Source organism: Oceanobacillus senegalensis (assembly GCF_900176885.1).
Lineage (GTDB): Bacteria > Bacillota > Bacilli > Bacillales > Amphibacillaceae > Oceanobacillus > Oceanobacillus senegalensis.
In genome coordinates, this window is the sequence record NZ_LT839648.1 from 1,866,551 (window position 1) to 1,888,885 (window position 22,335).

Here is a 22,335-nt window from a genome sequence, read left to right on the forward strand (position 1 = left end):
TTATATGCGGAAATTATTTGGCATTACTATCTAAAGAAAAAAACAGCGAAGGAAATACATAGTAACCAAGAAAGGCATCGTAATGGTAATGATCTTACTAATATTCGTGGTTTTCTGAGTATAATCATTCCTTTGTGAAGTTTAAAAAGTCAAAAATGAAGAAAAAAGAATCAACATACAAAAAAGCAAACGAGAGAATCATTCATCTACTCGTTTGCCTATGATATAGTTATTCAAATTATCTTCTGTTCCGATTACGGTTTCTTAAGAATGTTGGAATATCTAATTCTTCCTCTTCCGGTCTAGGCCGTGGAGCTGGTTGTTCACGTTTTACTGGTTGTGTTGGTTCTTCTTTCGTTGCTGCATGTTGATTATGACTAATAGTTTGACGTTGTTGTTGTACTGGACGCTGTTGCTGTACTGGACGCTGATGTCTAGTTTGTGGTTCTGGTTTATTATTTAATTCGTCAAAACCAGTAGCGATAACCGTTACAACAATTTCATCATTTAAGTTTTCATTAATAACTGAACCAAAGATGACGTTCACTTCTTTATCAGCAGCAGAAGTGACTAAATCAGCTGCTTCTTGTACTTCATAAAGACTTAGGTTAGTTCCACCGGTAATGTTCATCAGAATACCATGAGCACCATCAATAGAAGTTTCAAGAAGTGGTGAGGATATAGCCTTTTTAGCTGCTTCCGTTGCGCGAGTCTCTCCTGTTGCAATACCAATTCCCATTAATGCGGAACCCTTGTCAATCATTATTGTCTTCACGTCGGCAAAGTCCACGTTAATTAATCCGGGTTTTGCAATTAAATCTGAAATACCTTGTACACCCTGTCTAAGGACGTTATCCGCTTCACGGAACGCATCAAGCATTGGAGTATTTTTATCGACAATTTCTAGTAATCGGTCATTTGGAATTACAATCAGTGTATCTACACTATCTTTCAGTTCTCCTATTCCAGAAATTGCTTGAGTGGATCGTTTTCTACCTTCAAAGGAGAATGGTCTAGTTACAACACCAACTGTTAGAGCACCTAAGTCTTTTGCAACTTGAGCAATAACAGGAGCAGCACCTGTACCAGTTCCACCACCCATACCAGCAGTAACGAATACCATATCAGCACCTTGCAATACTTCTTCAATCTGCTCTTTACTTTCTTCAGCAGCTTTCTTTCCCACTTCTGGATTTGCACCTGCACCTAAACCTCTAGTTAACTTTCCACCAATTTGAATCTTTAACTCTGCTTTTGATAGATTTAGAGCTTGTGCATCCGTATTAACTGCAATAAATTCTACACCTTCTACCCCATGTTCAATCATTCGGTTGACAGCGTTATTACCACCACCACCAACACCGATAACCTTTATCGTTGCTAATTCATCCATATTTGTATCAAACTCTAACATTATTCGTTCCTCCTAATTTCTACGCAAAATCACACGAGTTTATAGATTACTTCCTAGTCAAAGAACCACTTAAACAGATTTCCAACCTTACTAGGCTCTTTTTTCTTTTTCTCTTTAGGTTCTTCTATGTTTTCTTGTTTTGGATTTCGTTTAGGTTGCGATTCGCTTTGAGTATTTCTTACAGCTGGATATAAATCTTTTCCTTGTATTTTCGCATTATGGTAAGCAAATTGTAGAATGCCTACTCCAGCAGTAAATTGTGGCTCCCGTACCCCTATATAATCTGGTATCGCAATTCGAACATTGGAATGGAATAGATCCTGTGCAAGCTCTAATACACCAGGCATTTTCATAGTTCCACCCGTTAATACATAACCACCAGGAATCTCTCTATATCCCATTTTACGAATTTCTCTTTCTGCAAACGCATATACTTCCTCTAATCTTGCTTCTATCATATCAGAAATTTCAAGTTGATTATATGTTTCTCGGTTATTACTTCCAATAATAGAAACTTCAAAGATGTCATCTTCCTGTGCATCATCATAGAAGGCATGTCCATGATTTAATTTAACATCTTCAGCCTCCTCAGTTGATGTACGTAATCCAATGGAAATATCCTTTGTAATATTATTTCCACCTAAACTAATAACACTTGTTCCCTGCAAGTGATCATTTTCAAAAACAGAGACCGTGGTACAGCCACCACCAATTTCTATTAATGCAACACCCATATTTTTTTCATCTTTTGATAATGCAATCGTACCAGCAGCAAGTGGTTGTAAGCAAATATCTGCTATTTCCAAATTAGCACGCTCTACACATTTCAAAATATTATGTAAAACGGTTTTGGAACAAGTAATGATGGTTCCTTCCATTTCTAATCGTACACCAATCATACCTCTGGGATCTGTTATTTCATCTAAGCCATCAACAATAAATTGTTTGGGAATAACATCAATAATTTCCCTTTCAGGTGGAATGGAAACAACTTGAGCACCATCTATTACTCTTCTAATGTCTTCATCAGCGATTTCACGATTTTCACTTTGTACAGCTACTATACCGTGACATGGTTGAAGCTCAATGTGACTACCATTAATTCCAACCACTACCCGTTCAATTTTCATTCCCACCATTCGTTCTGCTTGTTCAACTGCACTTCTAATGGATTGCACGGTTTGATCAATATCAACGATTGCCCCTTTTTTCATTCCATTGGACTTTGCAGTACCTACTCCAATAATGTTTAATGAATCGTTTAATACTTCACCAATTATTACTTTTATTTTTGATGTTCCTATATCAAGACTTACTAAAATTTCACTGTTATTCAAAGAAAGGCACCTCCAAATTCAAAACGACCATACCTTGTTCAATTTAACAATCAATACTTTTTTTCGTCATTTATCTTCTAAATCTATAAGAAATTGAGAAATTTACAGAAAAGGAAATATATATAGGTATTTCCACAAAAAAAAGCGTATTCCTTTAATTTTTTAAAAATCTTTTCTCATTTTCTAAAGACTTAATTTTGTTCAATCATATATATTCGATTATTTCACGAATTTATTATGGGTTATTTAATTACTAATCTATTTCTCCCGGTAATTCTTCTAACCCATCATCCTCCGTTTCTTCAGAATCGAATGATTCAAAATATACTCCAACACCAATATGTATGATTCCCTTTGATCCCGGTTCTAATTGTGAAACAATAGAAGGATATACTTCCATTTTATCAGCAAAATTTCGGATTGTACCATCAACTATATATCCATCATTCATATATAAGAGAATTTTATTTTTATTATCCTCCGTCGGCTGCCAATGTATTTCCGAAATAAGATTTGCCACACTTTCCGGGAGTGCATTTAATTCTTTGGCCATTTGGATTAAATAATCATCTTTTGAAAAACCAATTAACATTGGGGAGTTCCCATTATAGGTTGGTTGACCTAACTGATTGATGGTTACACCGTTTGAAAGAACTGGAATATAATTTCTTTCTTTCTTCACATAACCCACCACATTATGTTCAGTGATGTTCATATTTACCGTCCATGGCCATTCCTTTGTAACTTCTACAGTATCAATAATCGGATTGGACTGAATAAGTTTTTCCGTATGTTCAATATCAATCATCCATATATTTTGATCTGTAGTTAACTGACTCAAATCAATTATTTCTTCTTCTGAAGTATGTATATTACCCTCAATAGAAAAGGATCTAATATGACTCAATGGTGATTGTAAATAAACAATAATAGAAATTAAGAAGAAAAAGATTGATAGATAAAAAATCAAACGACGATTTGCTTTTTTTTTGCGGGCTTGTTTTAATTTAGGAATTCGCTCCTCAATTGAAACAATATTCTTTTTACTCATCTCCATTTCTTCCTTTTTAAAAAATTAAAAGAATAAACGGCATAAATTATGCCGCTATTATTCAGTTACAGAAATTATATCATAAATTGTAGGTAAACATATAGTGTGCAACCGTTAGTTTATCAAGTTTTTTGTCGAGAAAGGACTTCCAAATTTTTCCGCCTCCTCTCTAAATGTTAAATTTTGGAATAAATACTAATATTTAACAAGATTCCTACCGAGCAAAGTGTTAAGGTTAAGGAGGAGCCACCATAGCTGAGAAACGGGAGTGTAATACCTGTGACTGGTATTAAACCAATGACAACACTAATATTAATCATCGCTTGAACCGCTAACATGGAGACAATACCTAATGCCAATAAACGCGCAAACAGATCTGGAGCTTCAAGAGCTACTTTTGTTCCACGCCATAGCAATAACAGAAACAGAATAATGACAAAGGTGCCACCGATAAATCCTAACTCCTCGCCAATAATAGCAAAGATAAAATCGTTTTGTGGTTCCGGTAAGTAAAAATACTTTTGTAAACTATTCCCTAAACCTAAGCCCATTAAACCTCCTGGGCCAATTGCATATAACGATTGAATGATTTGAAATCCATCTCCCAAAGGATCTTCCCAAGGATTTAGGAATGCTGTAATACGATCGATTCGATAAGGTGCCGAAGCGATTAATCCTACTAAACCTAAAACCCCAAGTAGTGCTAGTCCAATAAAATGCGACAAACGTGCACCTGCAACAAAAATCATAATCATACATGTAAGAACAAGAACCATCCCTGTCCCTAAATCAGGTTGTAACATAATTAGTCCAAAAGCTGTAAAAACTAGTAGTAAGCATGGCAGGAATCCTTTTTTAAATGACGTAATGTACTTTTGTCCTACTGCTAGTAAATTTGCTAAAAAAATTATTAAACCTAGTTTCATAAATTCAGAGGGTTGGATACTAAATGCTCCAACACCAATCCAACTTTGTGCTCCACCACGTACCATCCCTATTCCTGGAATTAGAACAGCAACCAATAGAACAAAACAAACGATTAAAATTATTTTTGAATATTTTTTCCAAGTGTTGTATGGGATGAACATAACGAAAAACATGGCGATAACCCCCACCCCAGCAAACAATAATTGACGCTTTAAGTAATAAAATTGATCCCCAAACTTATATTCTGACCAAACATATGAAGAACTATAGACCATTACTACTCCTACAAGTAAAAGTCCTAAGATTACTAATAATAGAAAGTAATCTGGTTTACTTTGATCACTTCGACGTTTTTTAAACAAAAAAACACCCCTTTACCTAATAATAGATACGGGGCATTATGAAAAGAATGTTCAAAAGCTAGTCCACTTATTGAACACTAAACAATCTAATTGTAGCGAACATCCTATACAAGCCCCTATACAAGTTTATGCACGGCTCGTATAAACATGTCACCTCTTTCTTCAAATGTACGGTATTGATCCCAACTTGCACAAGCAGGTGAAAGAAGGACAACATCCCCTTCATTTGATATACTAAATGCTTTTTCTACAGCTTGTTCAACATTAGCTGCTACCACAATTTCTTGTATTCCTACTTGTTGACCCATTTCTTTTAACTTACCCTTCGTTTCACCAAATACAACCATTGCTTTTACATGTCCTAAGTAGGGAGCTAAGTCATCAAAGTCGTTTCCCCTATCTAGACCACCGGCTAACAGTATTACTGGTTTTTGAAAGGAAGAAAGTGCTTTTTGTGTAGCTAAAATATTGGTTGCCTTTGAATCATTGTAAAATAGGCGATTTTGGACATCATCAACAAATTGCAGCCTGTGCTTGACACCTTTAAATGTTGTTAGAACTTTTCTAATCCCTTCATTCGTAGCGCCATTCAATTTTGCTGCTGAAATTGCTGCAAGAATATTTTCTAGGTTGTGATTTCCAACCAAGACAATTGCATTACGATCTATAATTTTTTCATTTTTAAAATATATGCTTCTTTGATCAATCCATGCGCCCTCATCTAGCTGCTGATTAACCGAGAAAGGAACTAATGTTGCATCAACGCTTTCTTCCTGAATCGTATTTACAATAGTTAAATCATCTGCATTATATACCAGAAAGTCATCACTAGTTTGGTTTCTAAAAATATTACATTTTGCATGTTTATAATTCTCAAAGGTTTTATGGTAATCCAGATGAGCCTCAAAAATATTTAACAATACTGCAGTATGTGGCTTGAATTCTATAATTCCCTGAAGTTGAAAAGAGGACAGTTCTAATACTAATGTCTCATCTTTTTCAAGGTTTTCCGCTACCTCAGTAGCTACAATACCGATATTACCAGCTACCTTCACTGGCTTCTCACTTTCTTCTATCATTGCAGTTATTAATGTAGTTGTTGTCGTCTTGCCATTCGACCCGGTTATTCCTATGATAGAATCTCCCGCTAGCTTAGCTGCTAGTTCTACTTCTGTAATTATTGGAATAAAACGATTTTGAGCCTCTATAACAATTGGATTTTCATATGGAATCCCCGGATTCTTTATAAGTAATTTTACATCATCCAATACAGTGATAGGGTGTGATCCAGTTATCACTTCAGCACCTAACTCTCTAAGTTCTTGAACCACTGGGTCATTTTCACTTGCTTTTATGTCATTAATTCGTACATTCACACCACTAGATATTAGCAATTTCGCAGCTGCTGTACCGCTCTTTGCTAATCCTAAAACCAATACATCAGAATATGGAAAATCATATAATTTTCTCAATTTAAGCCCACCTCAATATATATACCAAGAACTGCAAAAATCAATCCAATCAACCAAAATGTTGTGACAACTCTCCATTCAGACCAACCTAATAATTCATAATGATGATGCAACGGGCTCATCTTAAATACTCTTTTACCTGTCGTTTTAAAAGAAATAACCTGAATAATGACAGACAGTGTCTCGAGGACAAATACTCCTCCAATGATGATAAGCAATATTTCTGTTTTTGTTAAAATAGCCACAGCCGCAATTGCCCCACCTAATGCCAAGGAACCAGTGTCACCCATAAAGACTTTAGCTGGATGTGCATTAAAAACTAAGAATCCTAAAAGTGCACCAACGACAGCTAAGGAAAAAATAACTACTTCTGAATGACCTCCTACAAATAAAGATAAAATAGCATAAGCTCCAAATGCAATCGCAGCTGTACCAGCCAATAAACCATCCAATCCATCTGTTAAATTAACAGCATTGGATGATCCAACTAACATAATGATTATTAGTACAGCATAAAACCACCCTAGGTCCCACTCCATATTTGTACCGGGAATAGTTATATATGTAGAAAAGCCTTCTCTATTAAGAATAAAGTAGAAAATAAGTGCGATGATAATCTGACCAATCATTTTCTGTCTTGATGTTAATCCTAAATTACGTTTCATAGCAACTTTTATATAATCATCTAAAAAGCCTAGTAACCCATAACCAAATAAAACAAAATTCAATAACCAAAATTCGTAACTGACATCATTTCCTAAAACCTTGTATACCATGATTATGGATGTAATAATAATACTTAAAACAATCATGATCCCCCCCATTGTCGGGGTACCTGTTTTCTTTAAGTGCGATTTTGGTCCTTCTTCTCGTATACTTTGACCAAATTTCAATCTTCTTAATAAGGGAATGAAAATGGGAGACAAAAGGACGGTAATTAGAAATCCTATTGCAATGGTTACTAAAATTACGGTTATATCCATTATTATTCCTCCTCTTACCTTAACCGTCCATTAAATGGCTAATTCAATATTTGTTCGATCATTGTTTCAAACTTCAATCCACGTGAAGCCTTAAACAAAATAATAGTATTTTTATTAAAATAACTTTCTAGGGCCTTAAGTAATTCCTGTTTATCAGTAAAGTGCCTACAAATAACGGAATGATTCTTTTTCTCAGCTGTCTCGGAAATAAATTTTGCGTTCTTACCATATGTAAATAGCACAGATATAGAATTATCTACCACATCAGCTATAGAGCGATGTAACGTTTCAGCAAAATCACCAAGCTCTAAAATATCCCCAAGCACAAGAACTCGATGCGTAAATCCTTGCATTTCCTTTATTACTTCGATAGCCGCCTTCATTGATGTTGGTGAAGCATTATAAGCATCATTTATTATGGATACATCATTTAAACCACGAATTAGTTCAAAACGCATAGATGTCTTTTTTAAGGTTAACAATGCTTGTTTTCTCTTTTCTGTCGGAATTCCTAATTTCATACCAACAGCAATTGCGAAAGCCGCATTTTTTGCATGATGTTTACCGATTAAAGGAACACTATAGGTAGCACCATCTGAAAGGGAGAAGGTAGTTTCAGTTGATGTCATTTTCACATTCTCTATCAATAATCCGTTCTCTTTGCCGAATCCACAACGAATAGTATTGCGCTGGTTATGAAGCTCATTTAAAAGTTCTTCATCACCATCAATTATAACGGAACCATTTTCTTTTAATCCGTTAAGTATCTCAAGCTTAGCCTTTGCTATTCCCTCTCTAGAACCTAGAAATTCAATATGAGACTCACCTATATTCGTAATGATGGCATAATCTGGCTTAGCGATTTGTGATAGTAAATCAATCTCCCCAAAGTCACTCATCCCCATTTCTAAGACAAGTACATCTGTATTTGGAGACATTGAAAGAATGGTTAAAGGTAGCCCAATATGATTATTAAAGTTCCCTTTTGTATAATGCGTTTGATAAATAGAACTTACCATGGAGGCTACTAAATCCTTTGTTGTCGTCTTCCCATTCGAACCCGTAATACCTATAACTGTGGGATTAATTTTATCACGATAAGTACTCGCAAGCTCTTGTAAAGCAATTAACGTATCCTCCACAAAAAAGATGGGGAAGTGGCTTGGTATGGACTCTGGTAATTCACGATCCTTTTGCCACAAAGCACAAACTGCACCATTATCAATAGCCTGTGGTAAAAATTGATGCCCATCGAAATTATCCCCTACGATTGGTACAAATAACGAATGGCTCGTATTAACTCGACTATCCGTTATTACTTCTTTTATGTTTATTGGTTCTTTTAAGTTTCCCTGGCCATTAGTAAATATATCGGATATCCACTTAACTGTAAATAACATTTTCATTACCCCTTAGAAATAATCGCATCTTTAGCTACTTCACGGTCATCAAAATCGTATTTAGTATGACCTATTATCTGATAGGTTTCATGCCCTTTTCCTGCAATTAAAATGATATCATCAACTTTCGCATAATTTACAGCTTTTTTGATTGCTTCCTTTCGATCTGCAATAACTTCATACCCGTCTTCCGTTTCAACCCCTGCTGTCATATCATTTAAGATTGCATGTGGATCCTCGGTCCTAGGATTATCTGAAGTAAATATAGCATAATCCGCATACTTTGCTGCGATATTGGCCATTAGTGGACGTTTCGAACGGTCACGATCCCCACCACAACCAACCACCACATATATGCGATTAGTTGCAAACTCCGTAATCGTTTGTAGAACATTTTCCAATGAATCTGGTGTATGGGCATAATCAACAATAACTGTAAAATCTTGTCCTTTGTCCACTACCTCAAAACGGCCATTTACTCCATCTATATTTTCCAATGCTTGTTTTATCACTTCTAAAGGGACATTTTGGGCTATTGCGGCAGCAGACGCAGCCAACATATTGTACACATTAAACATGCCAATTAATTTACTCTCTATGGAAACTTCCCCAATTGGTGTTATAAGAGTATATTTAGTTCCTGAAGCGCCCAAAATAATATCTTTTGCTAAAACATCCGCGTCATTTTCACAACCATAGGTTAATACATGCTGTGCAGTGCTGCGTAATAGCAGATCACACGAAGAATCATCTACATTGATAATAGCAAATTTTCTTTTTTCTTGATTATAATTATTTCCTAATTGACTGAACAACAGACTTTTTGCTCGCAAGTAATCATCTAAATCCTTATGATAGTCAAGATGGTCTTGAGATAAATTTGTAAATATTGCCACATCATAATCGCATCCATACACCCTCCCCAAATCCAAGGCATGGGAAGATACCTCCATAATCGCTTGCCCAACATTCTCTTCTTTCATTTTTCTAAAAAAGCGTTGAAGCTCCAAAGCATTAGGAGTGGTATTTGCTGATGAATATGGTTCATCACCTATTTTCATTTGAATCGTACCAATTAAGCCAACTTTTTTATGATGTAAGCGAAATATTTGTTCTAATAAATAAGTAGTCGTCGTTTTTCCGTTTGTACCTGTAACACCTATAAGTGGAAGCTTACTTGTTGGATAGTCATAGAACTTAACCGCTAGCATTGCTAATACGCGAGACGAATCATTTACCTTTATTGTAGGAACATTGGATGCTTCTACATCCTTCTCCACGATAACTGCTATGGCTCCGTTCCTTATGGCATCATCGATAAAATTGTGTCCATCTACCGTAAATCCCTCTATACATACAAATAATGATCCAGGCTTCACTTTCCTCGAATCCATTTCAATCTCTACAATCTCTATATCATCCGTTATAGAGTTAGCTTGATAAAAAGGAATTACAGATAATAAATCTTTTAATTTCATAAAACATACATCCTTTAATTTTTTCTCTGGAAATGGTATCCATCGTATATGTAAATTATCATTTCCACATATAAGTATTCTTCTTATACCTTATTTTTTAGAGGGTGGTGGATACCACCCTCTAAAAAATACCTATATTTGCTATATGTCAATTTATACATTATAGCAAACTTTACTCTTCTTCACGATTATTTTTTTCCATTTCACTTAAATAAATACGAATCGTTGACCCTGGTTCTAATTTTGTTCCTGGGCTAGGTGCCTGGTCTATGATATGCTCACCAGATCCACTTGTTTCAATGGATAAATTGGAAAGCATTTCAGCTAAATCACCTGTTTCTTTACCGATTAAATCTGGGACTTCTACAGCAGGTTCCTCTGGCCATTGATACTCCTTTGACAATCCGCCTGTCCTAGGTTCTACTCCTAGCGCACGTAAACTGTCCCCGATTATAGTTCCGACAATTGGTGCTGCTACTACACCACCAAATTGGACAGTATTCTTAGGATTATCAACTGCAACATAAACGACTATTTCTGGATTATCGGCTGGGGCAAAGCCAATAAACGAAACGATGTAGTTATTTTCAAGATAACCACCATTTGGGCCAACCTTTTGTGCAGTACCTGTCTTCCCCCCCACTCGATATCCTTCCACATAAGCTGGACGACCTGTACCTTTTGCAACAACACTCTCCAATGCATGTCGCAATTCTTTCGACGTTTCCTTAGAGATTACCCTCTCTTTCATATTTGGTTCTTTCTTGTCTACAACTTCTCCTGTTTGGGGGTCAAGCCACTCTTCTGCAATATACGGTTCATATAGGTATCCCCCATTTACCGCTGCGGCAACAGCCATTACCTGCTGAATGGGAGTAACGGAAACCCCTTGGCCAAAAGAAGTGGTCGCTAGCTCTACAGGACCAACATTTTCAGGATTAAATAAAATCCCATTTGCCTCACCTTGTAAATCAATTCCCGTCTTGGTCCCAAAACCAAATGCTTCGATATAGGAGAAAAGTTTTTCTGTACCTAGTTTTTGTCCCAAATCTACAAAACCCGGGTTACAAGAATTCTGGACAACCTCCAAAAAGGATTGGTGTCCATGCCCCCCACTTTTCCAGCAATGAATATTGGCTCCTCCCACTTCAATGGAACCATCATCATGGAACTCATCTTCTTGAAGATCAACTACTTCCTCCTGAAGAGCAGCAGCTAACGTAATTATTTTAAATGTAGAACCCGGTTCATACGTACTCCAAATAGGCAAATTACGGTTAAATATAGACTGGTCTACATCCATATAATTTTCTGGATGGAAGTTTGGCCTTGTCGACATTCCTAAAACTCCACCGGTTTTTGGATCGACTGCAATAGCTAAAGCTGAGTCAGGATTGTACTTCGATTCGGCTAAATCTAATTCCCTCTCAATAATGGTTTGTACTTTCGAATTAATTGTTGTTTTTAAATGCAAACCATCTGTCGGAGGATTATAAATGTCTGCTAATGTCTCTAACCTTCTTCCTTTAGCATCAGAATAGAAGGCTAAACTCCCTGGTTCACCACTTAGTTTTTCATCATAATATAGTTCAAGCCCCATTAAACCTTGATTATCAATTCCAGCAAAACCTAATACATGTGAAAGGTCATCACCTAGTGGATAATGTCTTTTTGAATCCTTTGAAAGATATACCCCACTCAGATTTAATCCACGAATTGCCTTTTCTTGTTCTTCCGATATCTTTATTCCTTCTGGCCTTAAATTCACGCTTGAAGCATTCTTTGTTATATTTTCTAACACTTCATCCTTAGACATTCCTAAAATATTGGATAGCTTCAATGCTGTGTCCTCTGGATTTTGAATTTGTCTTGGAACAACAACAATGGATGGGGCGGTAACATTCTCAGCAAGCACCTCCCCTTCCGCATCCAAGATGAGACCTCTTTCCGGTTCAAACACAATATCCCTTGTCCATAAATCAGTGGCTTGTCCCACCAATTCATCCCCTAAGAAAAATTGGACATAACCTAATCGAAAGGCAATGATGGAAAAGATTACAATTCCAAAAAGAAAAACAGTAACTATTCGTTTTCTGACGGTTACAGTAGATACACGTTTCATTTTCTAAATCCCCTTTTCATAGGTAGGCTTGTATCAACTATATGACGTTTCCATTACGAATAGAACACTGTTCATTCTCTAATAATTCATATATTTTATTATCTTAAGGTCACTCATTTCTGAAGGTTGTTTCACTTGTCTCTTCTTCCGCTTCTTCTTCTGCTGCTTCACCTGGAACTTTGAATTCCACAGCTAGGTATTCCTCGCCTTGGATTGGTGTGCCTTCTTTGATATTTTGGATGACTGCATATCCATTTCCAAAGGTTTCAATCTTTAAGTCTAGTAAATTGGAAAGTTGAAGAACTTCTCTGATAGACCACCCTATAACACTAGGCATGGTTGGTTCATTTGTTACTAAAATAATTCTTTCCTGTGGAATAACTTGATCCCCTTCATTTACATTAGCTTTAACAATTCTATCCCCAGAACCAATTACAGTAATTGACAAACCTTGTTCCTTTAACTCTGTAGTAACTTCATCCGTTTTTCTATCAACTAACTTTGGTACCTCCAAGCTATTTGACGAATATTCCTTTTGTTTATCTGGATCAATATTCAAATAATGTAAACTATTCTCCATCACATTTCGATATATAAAAGATACAGGATCTGAACCAACTTCATGGGGTTCAAGTTCAGGTTGTTTAACAGCTACATACATAATAAGTTGTGGGTTCTCGATTGGTGCTGCTCCTAGAAAAGAAAACACATAATTATCTCTTCCTACTAAATATCCACTACCATTTGGATTAGGGATCTCTGCCGTTCCAGTTTTCCCACCTGTTGAATAGCTTTCTAAAGCAAATTCTTCACCAGTTCCATGCTCACTGGTAACAACAGATTCCATTAAACTTAATACTTGATCTGCTGTTTCTTTTGAAATTGGTTGACCATCAACGTTTGGCGATTTTTCCTCTAGGATTTCTCCCTTAACAGGATCTACAATTTTTTGAATAACATATGGTCGCATCATCTTTCCGTCATTTGCTATTGCGGAAAGTGCTTTAACTTGCTGAATAGGAGTCATGGTTGAACCTTGACCAAATGCAGTTGTTATTTTCTCTAAAGGCCAATTATATAGGATCTGTCCTGCTACCTCACCAGGTAAATCAATGCCTGTTTTTTTATCATAACCAAACTTCTTCATATATTCTAAAAATGTTTCCGTACCTATTTTTTCCCAAACCAATTTTGCAGCAGCAACATTGGATGAACGAGCAAACCCTTCATCATAGGAAATAGTTCCCCAGCCTCTTCCACCATTATGATCATGAATAGGTCTAATCTTTGGATTTATTTGGTAGCTTCCAGATGAATAACCTTCATCGCCATTGTAAACTCCTTCTTCAATCGCTGCAGCCCAAGTGAATATTTTCGTGGTTGAACCGGGCTCAAAAGGAGTAGATATCACATCATTATACCAATTCTCTACATTTGCTGGATTATTTGGGTTATAGCTTGGACGATTCCCCATCGCTAGGATTTCACCTGTCTTAGGGTCCATGACAACAGCAGTAATTCTTTCCGGATTATATTCCTCCTCAACCTGAGTAAGTACGTCTTCCACTAACGTCTGAATTTTTTGATCAATCGTCAGGTAAACATTTGCACCATCTTCAGGCTTACGAATTACTTCATCTGGCTTTAATAACTTATTATTATATTGATCACGCTTATAAGAAATATAGCCAGCCTTCCCTTTCAATAAATCATTCATTTCTTTTTCAATTCCAGCAATCCCAGTTATCTCATTAACTACTTCTTCATCTTTCTCTATTTCTTCTTCTCGAGCAAATCCAATAATATGGGAAGCAAATGTGCCATTTGGATAATAGCGTAACGTTTCCTCTTGAAAATTGATTCCTGGTAGTTCAAGCTCTTCTATTTTTTCTTTTGTTTGTTGGGATAATTCCTTACCGACGTTACCAAATTCCACTTGGAACCTATCATTTTCTATTCCGTTAAGAATGGGATCAAGTATAGCACTCTTCTCAACATCAAGTATAGGTGCTAAAATTTCGGCAGTCTTTTCGGGATCAACAACATGCTTTGGTTCCTCAAGGTTTTCTGAGTAAGTTTCGCTGACAATAGCATATAATCGGTAGACTGGCATATCATATGCCAAAGTCATTCCATTATTATCATAAATCTTTCCTCTCTCTGCACTTAAAGTATAGGATGTGGTTCGTTTATTCTCGGCGAATTCCTTCAACGAAACGCCGTCTATTTCACCAGTGGCTTGAATATACATAAATCTACCAGCCAATACAATAAAAAGTGTAGCAAAAAGAATAATTAAAATCGCTGACATGAAATGAGTCGTTTTGTTTTTTTTCATACAAAATCACCTTATCTAGTTGTTAAATACTTGTGCTTGTCTCACTTCAGCTTCTTGGATTTTTAATCCCCTTTCTTTCGCGATCTCAAGGATTCTTTCTGGACGGCTAAGTTCTTTCTTTTCTAAAGCCAAGCCTTCATTTGTAATCCGTTGATGTTTTACCGTCTGCTCGAGTGATTGTAATTCTCTATTGAGGGTATCTGTCGATGAGGAGTAAGAAACTAAGAACATCCCTGCTACAATTAAGGATAGAAAAACTGTGGAATAGATTACTTTTTCACCTTTCGTTATCCATCCTTGCTTTTGTGCCTTTCCACTAACCTTTTGTTCTTTTTCCGGCGTTTGCTGGGGATTAATTTGTTGCCAGCTACGAGCGTGATTTGTACTCATTTTTTCTTCCACCCTTCCTCATAAGTAAATTCTTCATTCCATGGATTAACCTTCTCAACAATACGCAGCTTTGCTGAGCGTGATCTCCGGTTTTCCTCTAATTCCTCGTCCCCCGCAATTATAGGCTTTCTAGTAATAAGCTTAAATGGAGCTTCAAACTCTTTGGGTATAATTGGTAGGTTTTTTGGTGTTTCCTTTGGTGTGCTCCATTTTTTGAACGCCTGCTTACATATTCTATCTTCTAATGAGTGAAACGTGATAACTGCAATTCTCCCATCAACATCGAGAGTCCTTGCAGCTTGATGTAAAGCATCATTAAACGCTTCCAACTCATCATTAACCGCAATTCGAATGGCTTGAAATATTCTTTTAGCAGGATGCCCTCCCTTCCTTCTTGCTGGTGCAGGTATCGCATCCTTAATAATTCCAACCAATTCTGAAGTCGTTTCAATCGCTTTAGATTTTCGATAATCTTCAATTTTTCTTGCTATTTGCTTCGAAAATTTCTCTTCACCATAACGGAAAAATATGGATACTAAATGGTTGTATGACCAACTATTCACAACATCAAAAGCTGTTAATTCTGCAGTCTGATCCATTCTCATATCCAGTCTTGCATCCTGATGATAACTAAACCCCCTATCCCCTCTATCTAACTGGGGAGAGGAAACCCCTAAATCAAACAGTATTCCATCAATATGTTCAATATCATGCTCTTTTAACTTTTGTTCCATTTCTCTAAAATTAGCATGAATAAAGAGAATCCTATCTTTAAAAGGGGCTAGTCGTTCTTTCGCTGCTTCTAACGCATCTAAATCCTGATCAAACGCAATTAATAACCCAGCATTGGAAAGTCTTGAGACAATCTCCTTGGAATGGCCACCACCACCAAGCGTACAATCAACATATGTGCCATTTTCTTTAATATTTAAACCTTTGATGGTTTCATCTTTTAATACACTAAAATGTTCAAACATCTTTACACCCACTTTTTTTCATTTCTAGAGCTAACTTAAATATCAAAGTCCATTAGATTTTCTGCAATTTCTGCAAATGATTCTTCGGATTCCGATACATATTCTTCCCAATTATCATTTGCCCAAAACTCAATTCGATTGGACACACCTATCACTACACATTCTTTTTCAAGTCCAGCATATTTGCGTAATGTTTGCGGAATGTTTATTCTTCCCTGTTTATCAATTTCGCATTCGACAGCACCTGAAAAGAAAAATCGAGTAAACGCTCTAGCATCTTTTTTAGTTAGTGGGAGTTTCTTTAGTTTATGTTCTAGTATTTTCCACTCTTCCATTGGATAGGCGAATAAACATTTATCAAGCCCACGGGTGACAACAAACATTTCTCCAAGATCATCGCGAAACTTGGAGGGGACAATAATTCTACCTTTAGAATCCAAGTTATGTTGGAATTCACCCATGAACATATAATACGCCCCACTTTCATATTTTTATATTACCACATCCTACCACTCTTCACCACATTTAACCCCAAAAAAATTAATTTCTGTAAAATCAACTAACATTCCATTTTTTTAGAGCATTAAAAAAAGCTGTATCCTCAATGGGATAACAGCTTTTTTAATCATGTAAATGATAATGTGGTGGAGAGTGGGGAAACTTTCCCAAATTCACCTACAAAAATACGAGATAATGATCTTTTTCAAAAGAACAGGGCTCCTTCATTAATTCTCGAATAGTGTGAAAACCATATTTATTAATAAATGGTAGTGGATTCCACACCCGCTCCTGAAGTCCTTCTGGATGAAGACAAATACCAATATTCTCTAAATCCGATAATTCTTTCTCATGCTTTTCTTGAACTGCTTTTATCATCCTTTTCTCTAAAAAATCCACATGTTTATGTAAATAAAATAGATTTTTATTGGCTAATTCTCCTATATCTGAACGAATGGTTTTCGCAAGACCTTCTACAGGCTTGTGCGCCTCTTTAATTGTTTGTTTCAATTCTATAATTAATTCATGAATAGATGGTTCTGTTTTAGAGTCGAACCATTCTTCCCGAAATAAATCCACCCCATTATTCACAATAAATTCTGCCGTAAGATCAAATTGATTTAAAGACTTACTGACTTTACGATCAATGTAGGTAAAAGACAGACGCGGAACAACTGGTGGCATTTTTATATCAACGTTTTTAAATACAGGTTTTAAAGCAGCCCAATAGCTTATTTCCCCTGGACCAGCAATAAATGCCAAGGTAGGAAATAATAACTCCTGCATTAATGGACGAGTTACTACGTTATTACTTAATCGCTCTGGACTTTCCTCTGCAATTTGTAATAATTCTTTAGTAGAAAAAACTACCTCATTGTTTTTACCAACCCAACTTCCATCACTATTGCGTATAAGTAAGATTCGTTCATCACCATTTTGATAAAAAAGATGGGCATCATCACCACTAGCTTCCAATGATATGTCATAACCTTCTTTAGCAAGTCCATCTAATTGATTGGAAACCCCCATACTAATCTCATGCTGTTTATCTATAATTTCTGCAAAGTGAGAGCTCTCTAGTTTCCTAACCTCACGATGTGCTGAATCAATTAATACTAAACCTTCTTGAGGGAATAACTTGAACAGAAGATGCGCAAAAAAATCAGTATATGTTCTTGATTTCGCCAAACTATCTTTAATGGAGGTATATAGCTCCCTCGTAATATTTGTTTCTTCTAATTCCTTAAATAGAAGGTTAAGCCAATGAACAGCTTCTTCATCATTTAACTCAATATTAGATACAGAATTTTTCACTGTAACCTGTTGTCCAATTTTATATTTCTTCATACGCGACTTTGCTCTTAGAAAGATATGATTTATTTCATCAAAATCATGATCCTCCCCAGCAATCCAGAATACAGGGATAACCGGTATACCAAGTTCAGATTCCTGTTGCTTAGCTAACTTTACAATGGAAATAACTTTATTTATAGTATATAACGGACCAGTTAACAGGCCTGCCTGCTGACCGCCTATTACAACCACACTGTCCTTATTTTTTAACCGTTCTATATTATGAATCGTTTCATCGGGAGCATTCCATTCATTATTCATTTCTTCTAAAACATTCGTTAATTGGAACCGATTAAAAGTCCGTTCTTGTAAATCTTTCATCCTATCTTTAAATTGTCCAAAAGGTTTATAATCAAAATATTTTATTATGTTTTCTTTCATTAACCGATAATCCTTCACAAGTTGTGTTTGATTATGTAACGGTATAGGTTCGATCCGCATTTTTTATTCATGCCCCTTTTACTTTAGTAGTCCATATAACATTTTACATAAAAGCATCCGCAATTTCATTTATTCTGTTTGGGTTTAAAAAGAAATAGATTTCTATTTTTTTACGATACTATCTGCATAATTAGTCCAAAGATTAACAAGGAGAGGTACAAAAATAAAAATAGTAAAAAGCATACACGCCATAGTAATCGAAATGCTTTTTTAAATTCAATTTCTGTATTTTTCTTCCATTGCGCCAAGATGATAATGGTTAAAATAGTAAGCAGTACTACCAATATATAACCAAATGAGTCTATTTGGAAAATAACCTGGATAAGAATCATCACCGCTATAATATAAAATATAATTGTCCAATTGATACTTTTATGTAGAGCCCTTTTCTTGGAGCGACATAACTTCAAAAATAAAATAAACGTAAATATCGTTGCAATGATTGGTACTGTTATAAAAAAGGCTATGATATATACAATAAAATTAATCATCCTTAACTTTTTAACCCCTTCACCATTACTTTTCTTTAACTCATCCACACTATTCAATTATACATTGTACCAAATTGTGTAAAAATTAGCTTTAGTAAATGACTATTTAATTAATATTCTTATTGTTTCTTTTATTTTAAAATTGTTATATTTATATTATAATATAATTAAATAAAATTCTTTTATTATGAAACAACAACAATAAGCAGCTTCATTAGTAAACGCATACAACAAGGAGAGTGATTACATGAAAAACGTTAAGGTGGAACGTTTATTAATCAATTATAAAACACTAGAAATGTTTAAACACTTTAGACAATATGGGCATCAAGAATTATCTATGTTTGAAGAGTTACAAAATAATATGGTTGAAAATAATAGTGAATCACCGTTTTACGGTATTTATTATGGTAATAACTTAGTAGCGAGAATGTGTTTATATGAAGTGAAAAAGGAATATGATTATTATTTTGAACCCCCACAAGATTATCTAGCTTTATGGAAACTAGAAGTTTTACCTGACTATCGTTACAAAGGTTTCGGACAAGCTTTGGTAGAGTTTGCAAAAAAATATAACTTACCCATTAAAACCAATCCATTAGTTAATTCTCATCGTTTTTGGGAAAAAATGGGATTTCAAAAAGCACAATATGATATGCAACGTGACCTAGGGGAAAACCCACTAATATGGTTACCATCAGGGGTAAAAGAAAAAGAAATGGAACAACACTATTCTTAATTTAAATATATATAAAGTAAGAGCGCGCACGTCGCGTATTTAAAAAGACATGAATATGACTCTATTCATGTCTTTTATGTTTCCATTCCAATATATTCCTAATTTCCAAATAAAACAATCATCATTTAAATCCATACTATTTACTAGACTTGACCCATTCCCATAACTTTCGCATTTCTTCCCAGGCGTTTTCATAATGCTGTAGGGATTCTTTTAATTGTTTATTTTCTTGTTCTAATTTGGCAACTATTTTATTATGTTCTTCTTTCGTTAAGCTATTTTCTTTCTTGAATTGTGATTTCATTTTTTCTAATAATGTAATAGCAGATTCAATAGTGTCTTTTTCTTCATAATCCGTTTTAACAAGCTTCCAAACATCTTTCCTGGCTCCTTGTTTTCTTTCCTCTTTTGCCAATTCTATTGCATCTTGATATTGCTTACGAATTGTAGCATTCCATCTAAAGCCGCATGCTGCTGGGGTTCGGGATAATTGTGCTGCAACTTCTCGAAAAGCCTCTAATTGAGTTTTTCCTTCTCTAATATATCTTAGTACTGTTTCAGCTAGAATAATATCCTCATCCTTCGTCCAAGCATCCTGACGCGTCTCGTTCATAACACCCCTCCTTCTCTCTGCTATCAATGTATGCAAAAAGTAGGAGTGCTAGAATAATTTCTTTTGCTTATTTTCGCGATAAAAATTTTCGAACAGCTAATTTATGTTCTTTTGACCCCCATAGTCTAGTAGTATTTAGTACTTCTTCCGTCATTTGATGATATAGGTTAGTGTTCTTCCTATTTTTTATATATTGTTTTTTAAGTATTTTCATTTGAGTATGGGATTTTGATATATACCTTCTAAGTATCTCTTCTAAATGATAAGAATCCACTTCTGGAACTATTCTATTCACCCACCCTTTTTTTTCTAATTCCTTTGCATCTATGATTTCACCTTCCATTAACCACTGAAAAGCAAAAGTCGGGTGAACTTTTTCATATAGTAGCACCCCACCACCCCAACCAGGAAGAATTCCGAGATTGGATTGAACAAAACCAAATTTTGTACCTTCTTTAGCTACTCGCACATCACAGGCAGTGGCTAATTCACATCCGCCACCTAATGCACCCCCATTTAATACTGCTATTACTGGAACCGGAAAGGTTGCAATTTTATATAATACTTCTTTCATTAAATTTAACCTTTCGAAGGATTCAGTTTTTGATAAATCACTATGTAAAAATGTTAAATCTCCTCCTGAACAAAACATGTTTGAACCAGTGGAGGTAATCACTAAAAAATTCAGTTGATCCTGTTTAGCAAGATTAAGATATTTATGAAATAATGGAATCATATCTTCTGAAATAGCATTTCGCTTATTTGGTCTATTAATCAAAATGGACCCATACCCCTTCTCACTTTTACGATATTCTACCAACATAGACAATCTCCCCTATAATTTTATTATTCATATTTATTAGTCACTCTTTACATATATTGTTAATTCCTTGCAAAATTGATGATTTGGGAACTAATTTGAGGCATGTTCATTTTTTATGAGTTGATTCCCTGTTGGCATTGCTACGGCCAACTATTAAATATAGCTTAACACAAACTTTATTTCCGCAATACGTATACCAATTAGAAGGAATAAAAAGGCATAAAAAAACAGACCACTTCATCGTGATCTGTTTTTATGAAAGAAATTAGCTAGTAACTGATTAGTTATTCACTACTTCTTTTCCATCATAGTGTCCGCAAGATTTGCAAACATGGTGTGGCTTTGCTAATTCACCACAGTTTGAACATTCTACCATGCCAGGTACGTGTAATTTTTTATGAGTACGACGTTGATTTTTCACTTTTTTAGACGTTCTTCTTTTAGGTACTGCCATGACTTACACCTCCTTTAAAGGAAAGAAAAATTAATCTTCTTTCGGTTTTTTATCAAGTAATGATTGCAATTTTTGAAGACGTGGATCAACCTTACTTTTCTTTTGTTCTTCAGAGAGAAATTCCCATCCTTCACCACTAAAAGGAGCATCTTCTGCTTCTTGGTCAGATATTACCCGGAAAGGTAATTCTAATAAGATATTCTCCTTTATGTACGGGGTTAAATCAATGGTATCCCCATCAACTGGATGTATTTCCTGTTCTTCGTCCTCTGATGTCATATAAAGGGAGGTTGTAAAAACCTCTTTCGCTTTAATAGTAAATGGATAAGGAACATCCACTAACGTACGTGCATCAGGTAAGATTACTTTACCTTTCATGGTAAAGGAGAAAAAATATTGTTCTCCTCTTTGCGTACATTGTCCATGAACATGTACAGGCTCTATCTTGCGTATATCATTATTCATCGACTCAAGTTCGGTAACATCCACATAATCATCAAAATGTAAAGCTTCATGATTAGCATATTTTCTAATTTCAGCTAAAGTAAACTTCATTATTTTCACCCCAAGGCAACAAGAGTAATTTTAAAAGAAAAAAAGACTTTTGTCAATATGTTTTCTTTACACATCAACTATTATTCCCTATCTATATACCTTGTAATCATAAGATTA

General features: G+C 35.3%; 20 protein-coding genes. 1 reads left to right on the forward strand and 19 read right to left on the reverse strand.

From position 1 onward, the window contains the following. Positions 1 to 238 precede the first annotated feature (238 nt). The 15 genes from ftsZ to CAO17_RS08940 form a co-directional block, all read right to left on the reverse strand. Positions 239 to 1,414, reverse strand: a complete 1,176-nt coding sequence (gene ftsZ, locus CAO17_RS08870) for a cell division protein FtsZ (RefSeq protein ID WP_085992468.1) — start codon at positions 1,412 to 1,414, stop codon at positions 239 to 241. Between the two features lie 53 nt (positions 1,415 to 1,467). Further along, a complete protein-coding gene (gene ftsA / locus CAO17_RS08875) occupies positions 1,468 to 2,751 on the reverse strand; it encodes a cell division protein FtsA (RefSeq protein ID WP_085992469.1) in 1,284 nt (427 codons plus the stop codon). A 253-nt stretch (positions 2,752 to 3,004) separates the two neighbouring features. Next, positions 3,005 to 3,802, reverse strand: coding sequence for a cell division protein FtsQ/DivIB (locus tag CAO17_RS08880; RefSeq protein ID WP_085992470.1), 798 nt, complete (start codon positions 3,800 to 3,802; stop codon positions 3,005 to 3,007). Positions 3,803 to 3,978: 176 nt separating this feature from the next. Next, positions 3,979 to 5,091, reverse strand: coding sequence for a stage V sporulation protein E (gene spoVE, locus CAO17_RS08885; protein ID WP_085992471.1), 1,113 nt, complete (start codon positions 5,089 to 5,091; stop codon positions 3,979 to 3,981). Positions 5,092 to 5,207: 116 nt separating this feature from the next. Then, positions 5,208 to 6,563, reverse strand: a complete 1,356-nt coding sequence (gene murD / locus CAO17_RS08890) for a UDP-N-acetylmuramoyl-L-alanine--D-glutamate ligase (RefSeq protein ID WP_085992472.1) — start codon at positions 6,561 to 6,563, stop codon at positions 5,208 to 5,210. Next, positions 6,560 to 7,546 carry a phospho-N-acetylmuramoyl-pentapeptide-transferase gene (gene mraY / locus CAO17_RS08895; RefSeq protein WP_085992473.1) on the reverse strand — a complete coding sequence of 329 codons (987 nt, stop codon included), beginning with the start codon at positions 7,544 to 7,546 and terminating at the stop codon, positions 6,560 to 6,562. Before mraY ends, murD begins: the two co-directional genes overlap by 4 nt. A 38-nt stretch (positions 7,547 to 7,584) precedes the next feature. Next, positions 7,585 to 8,946 (reverse strand): UDP-N-acetylmuramoyl-tripeptide--D-alanyl-D-alanine ligase, encoded by a 1,362-nt coding sequence (locus tag CAO17_RS08900; RefSeq protein ID WP_085992474.1) that lies wholly within the window; start codon positions 8,944 to 8,946, stop codon positions 7,585 to 7,587. A 5-nt stretch (positions 8,947 to 8,951) separates the two neighbouring features. Then, on the reverse strand, positions 8,952 to 10,424 hold the full coding sequence (locus CAO17_RS08905; RefSeq protein WP_085992475.1) for a UDP-N-acetylmuramoyl-L-alanyl-D-glutamate--2,6-diaminopimelate ligase: 1,473 nt from the start codon (positions 10,422 to 10,424) through the stop codon (positions 8,952 to 8,954). Between the two features lie 172 nt (positions 10,425 to 10,596). Beyond that, positions 10,597 to 12,546: a stage V sporulation protein D gene (locus tag CAO17_RS08910; protein WP_085992476.1), complete on the reverse strand. Its 1,950-nt coding sequence runs from the start codon at positions 12,544 to 12,546 to the stop codon at positions 10,597 to 10,599. A gap of 109 nt (positions 12,547 to 12,655) precedes the next feature. Beyond that, positions 12,656 to 14,884, reverse strand: coding sequence for a penicillin-binding protein (locus tag CAO17_RS08915; protein ID WP_085992477.1), 2,229 nt, complete (start codon positions 14,882 to 14,884; stop codon positions 12,656 to 12,658). A 15-nt stretch (positions 14,885 to 14,899) separates the two neighbouring features. Continuing rightward, the gene (ftsL, locus tag CAO17_RS08920; RefSeq protein WP_085992478.1) at positions 14,900 to 15,274 is read right to left on the reverse strand and encodes a cell division protein FtsL; all 375 of its coding nucleotides are present in this window, start codon (positions 15,272 to 15,274) and stop codon (positions 14,900 to 14,902) included. Further along, the gene (gene rsmH, locus CAO17_RS08925) at positions 15,271 to 16,251 is read right to left on the reverse strand and encodes a 16S rRNA (cytosine(1402)-N(4))-methyltransferase RsmH (protein ID WP_179151922.1); all 981 of its coding nucleotides are present in this window, start codon (positions 16,249 to 16,251) and stop codon (positions 15,271 to 15,273) included. The genes ftsL and rsmH overlap by 4 nt, the downstream gene beginning before the upstream one ends. Positions 16,252 to 16,286: 35 nt before the next feature. Further along, positions 16,287 to 16,718 (reverse strand): division/cell wall cluster transcriptional repressor MraZ, encoded by a 432-nt coding sequence (gene mraZ, locus CAO17_RS08930; protein WP_085992480.1) that lies wholly within the window; start codon positions 16,716 to 16,718, stop codon positions 16,287 to 16,289. A 208-nt stretch (positions 16,719 to 16,926) separates the two neighbouring features. After that, positions 16,927 to 18,543 carry a bacillithiol biosynthesis cysteine-adding enzyme BshC gene (gene bshC, locus CAO17_RS08935; RefSeq protein WP_085992481.1) on the reverse strand — a complete coding sequence of 539 codons (1,617 nt, stop codon included), beginning with the start codon at positions 18,541 to 18,543 and terminating at the stop codon, positions 16,927 to 16,929. A gap of 110 nt (positions 18,544 to 18,653) precedes the next feature. Beyond that, positions 18,654 to 19,082: a DUF3397 domain-containing protein gene (locus CAO17_RS08940; protein WP_218775550.1), complete on the reverse strand. Its 429-nt coding sequence runs from the start codon at positions 19,080 to 19,082 to the stop codon at positions 18,654 to 18,656. A gap of 199 nt (positions 19,083 to 19,281) precedes the next feature. On the opposite strand from CAO17_RS08940, the gene CAO17_RS08945 reads away from it, so the two are divergent. Then, complete coding sequence (locus CAO17_RS08945; RefSeq protein ID WP_085992483.1) at positions 19,282 to 19,773, forward strand: N-acetyltransferase; 492 nt, start codon at positions 19,282 to 19,284, stop codon at positions 19,771 to 19,773. Positions 19,774 to 19,909: 136 nt separating this feature from the next. On the opposite strand, the gene CAO17_RS08950 is transcribed toward CAO17_RS08945, so the two are convergent. The 4 genes from CAO17_RS08950 to CAO17_RS08965 all read right to left on the reverse strand — a co-directional run bounded on the left by CAO17_RS08950 (position 19,910) and on the right by CAO17_RS08965 (position 22,218). Beyond that, positions 19,910 to 20,386 carry an RsfA family transcriptional regulator gene (locus CAO17_RS08950; RefSeq protein ID WP_085992484.1) on the reverse strand — a complete coding sequence of 159 codons (477 nt, stop codon included), beginning with the start codon at positions 20,384 to 20,386 and terminating at the stop codon, positions 19,910 to 19,912. A 67-nt stretch (positions 20,387 to 20,453) separates the two neighbouring features. After that, on the reverse strand, positions 20,454 to 21,209 hold the full coding sequence (locus CAO17_RS08955) for an enoyl-CoA hydratase/isomerase family protein (protein WP_085992485.1): 756 nt from the start codon (positions 21,207 to 21,209) through the stop codon (positions 20,454 to 20,456). Between the two features lie 280 nt (positions 21,210 to 21,489). Further along, positions 21,490 to 21,663 carry a 50S ribosomal protein L32 gene (gene rpmF, locus CAO17_RS08960; RefSeq protein ID WP_085992486.1) on the reverse strand — a complete coding sequence of 58 codons (174 nt, stop codon included), beginning with the start codon at positions 21,661 to 21,663 and terminating at the stop codon, positions 21,490 to 21,492. 30 nt (positions 21,664 to 21,693) lie between these two features. Next, a complete protein-coding gene (locus CAO17_RS08965) occupies positions 21,694 to 22,218 on the reverse strand; it encodes a YceD family protein (protein ID WP_085992487.1) in 525 nt (174 codons plus the stop codon). Positions 22,219 to 22,335 lie beyond the last annotated feature (117 nt).

Bases quoted from the DNA above. Each gene is read 5' to 3' on its own strand.
- CAO17_RS08950 (WP_085992484.1), bottom strand. From the start codon at position 20,386: ATGAACGAGACGCGTCAGGATGCTTGGACGAAGGATGAGGATATTATT.
- CAO17_RS08905 (WP_085992475.1), bottom strand. From the start codon at position 10,424: ATGAAATTAAAAGATTTATTATCTGTAATTCCTTTTTATCAAGCTAAC.
- rsmH (WP_179151922.1), bottom strand. From the start codon at position 16,251: ATGTTTGAACATTTTAGTGTATTAAAAGATGAAACCATCAAAGGTTTA.
- CAO17_RS08880 (WP_085992470.1), bottom strand. From the start codon at position 3,802: ATGAGTAAAAAGAATATTGTTTCAATTGAGGAGCGAATTCCTAAATTA.
- CAO17_RS08955 (WP_085992485.1), bottom strand. From the start codon at position 21,209: ATGTTGGTAGAATATCGTAAAAGTGAGAAGGGGTATGGGTCCATTTTG.
- CAO17_RS08965 (WP_085992487.1), bottom strand. From the start codon at position 22,218: ATGAAGTTTACTTTAGCTGAAATTAGAAAATATGCTAATCATGAAGCT.
- CAO17_RS08915 (WP_085992477.1), bottom strand. From the start codon at position 14,884: ATGAAAAAAAACAAAACGACTCATTTCATGTCAGCGATTTTAATTATT.
- CAO17_RS08900 (WP_085992474.1), bottom strand. From the start codon at position 8,946: ATGTTATTTACAGTTAAGTGGATATCCGATATATTTACTAATGGCCAG.
- mraY (WP_085992473.1), bottom strand. From the start codon at position 7,546: ATGGATATAACCGTAATTTTAGTAACCATTGCAATAGGATTTCTAATT.
- CAO17_RS08910 (WP_085992476.1), bottom strand. From the start codon at position 12,546: ATGAAACGTGTATCTACTGTAACCGTCAGAAAACGAATAGTTACTGTT.
- rpmF (WP_085992486.1), bottom strand. From the start codon at position 21,663: ATGGCAGTACCTAAAAGAAGAACGTCTAAAAAAGTGAAAAATCAACGT.
- ftsL (WP_085992478.1), bottom strand. From the start codon at position 15,274: ATGAGTACAAATCACGCTCGTAGCTGGCAACAAATTAATCCCCAGCAA.
- CAO17_RS08945 (WP_085992483.1), top strand. From the start codon at position 19,282: ATGAAAAACGTTAAGGTGGAACGTTTATTAATCAATTATAAAACACTA.
- ftsZ (WP_085992468.1), bottom strand. From the start codon at position 1,414: ATGTTAGAGTTTGATACAAATATGGATGAATTAGCAACGATAAAGGTT.
- mraZ (WP_085992480.1), bottom strand. From the start codon at position 16,718: ATGTTCATGGGTGAATTCCAACATAACTTGGATTCTAAAGGTAGAATT.
- bshC (WP_085992481.1), bottom strand. From the start codon at position 18,543: ATGCGGATCGAACCTATACCGTTACATAATCAAACACAACTTGTGAAG.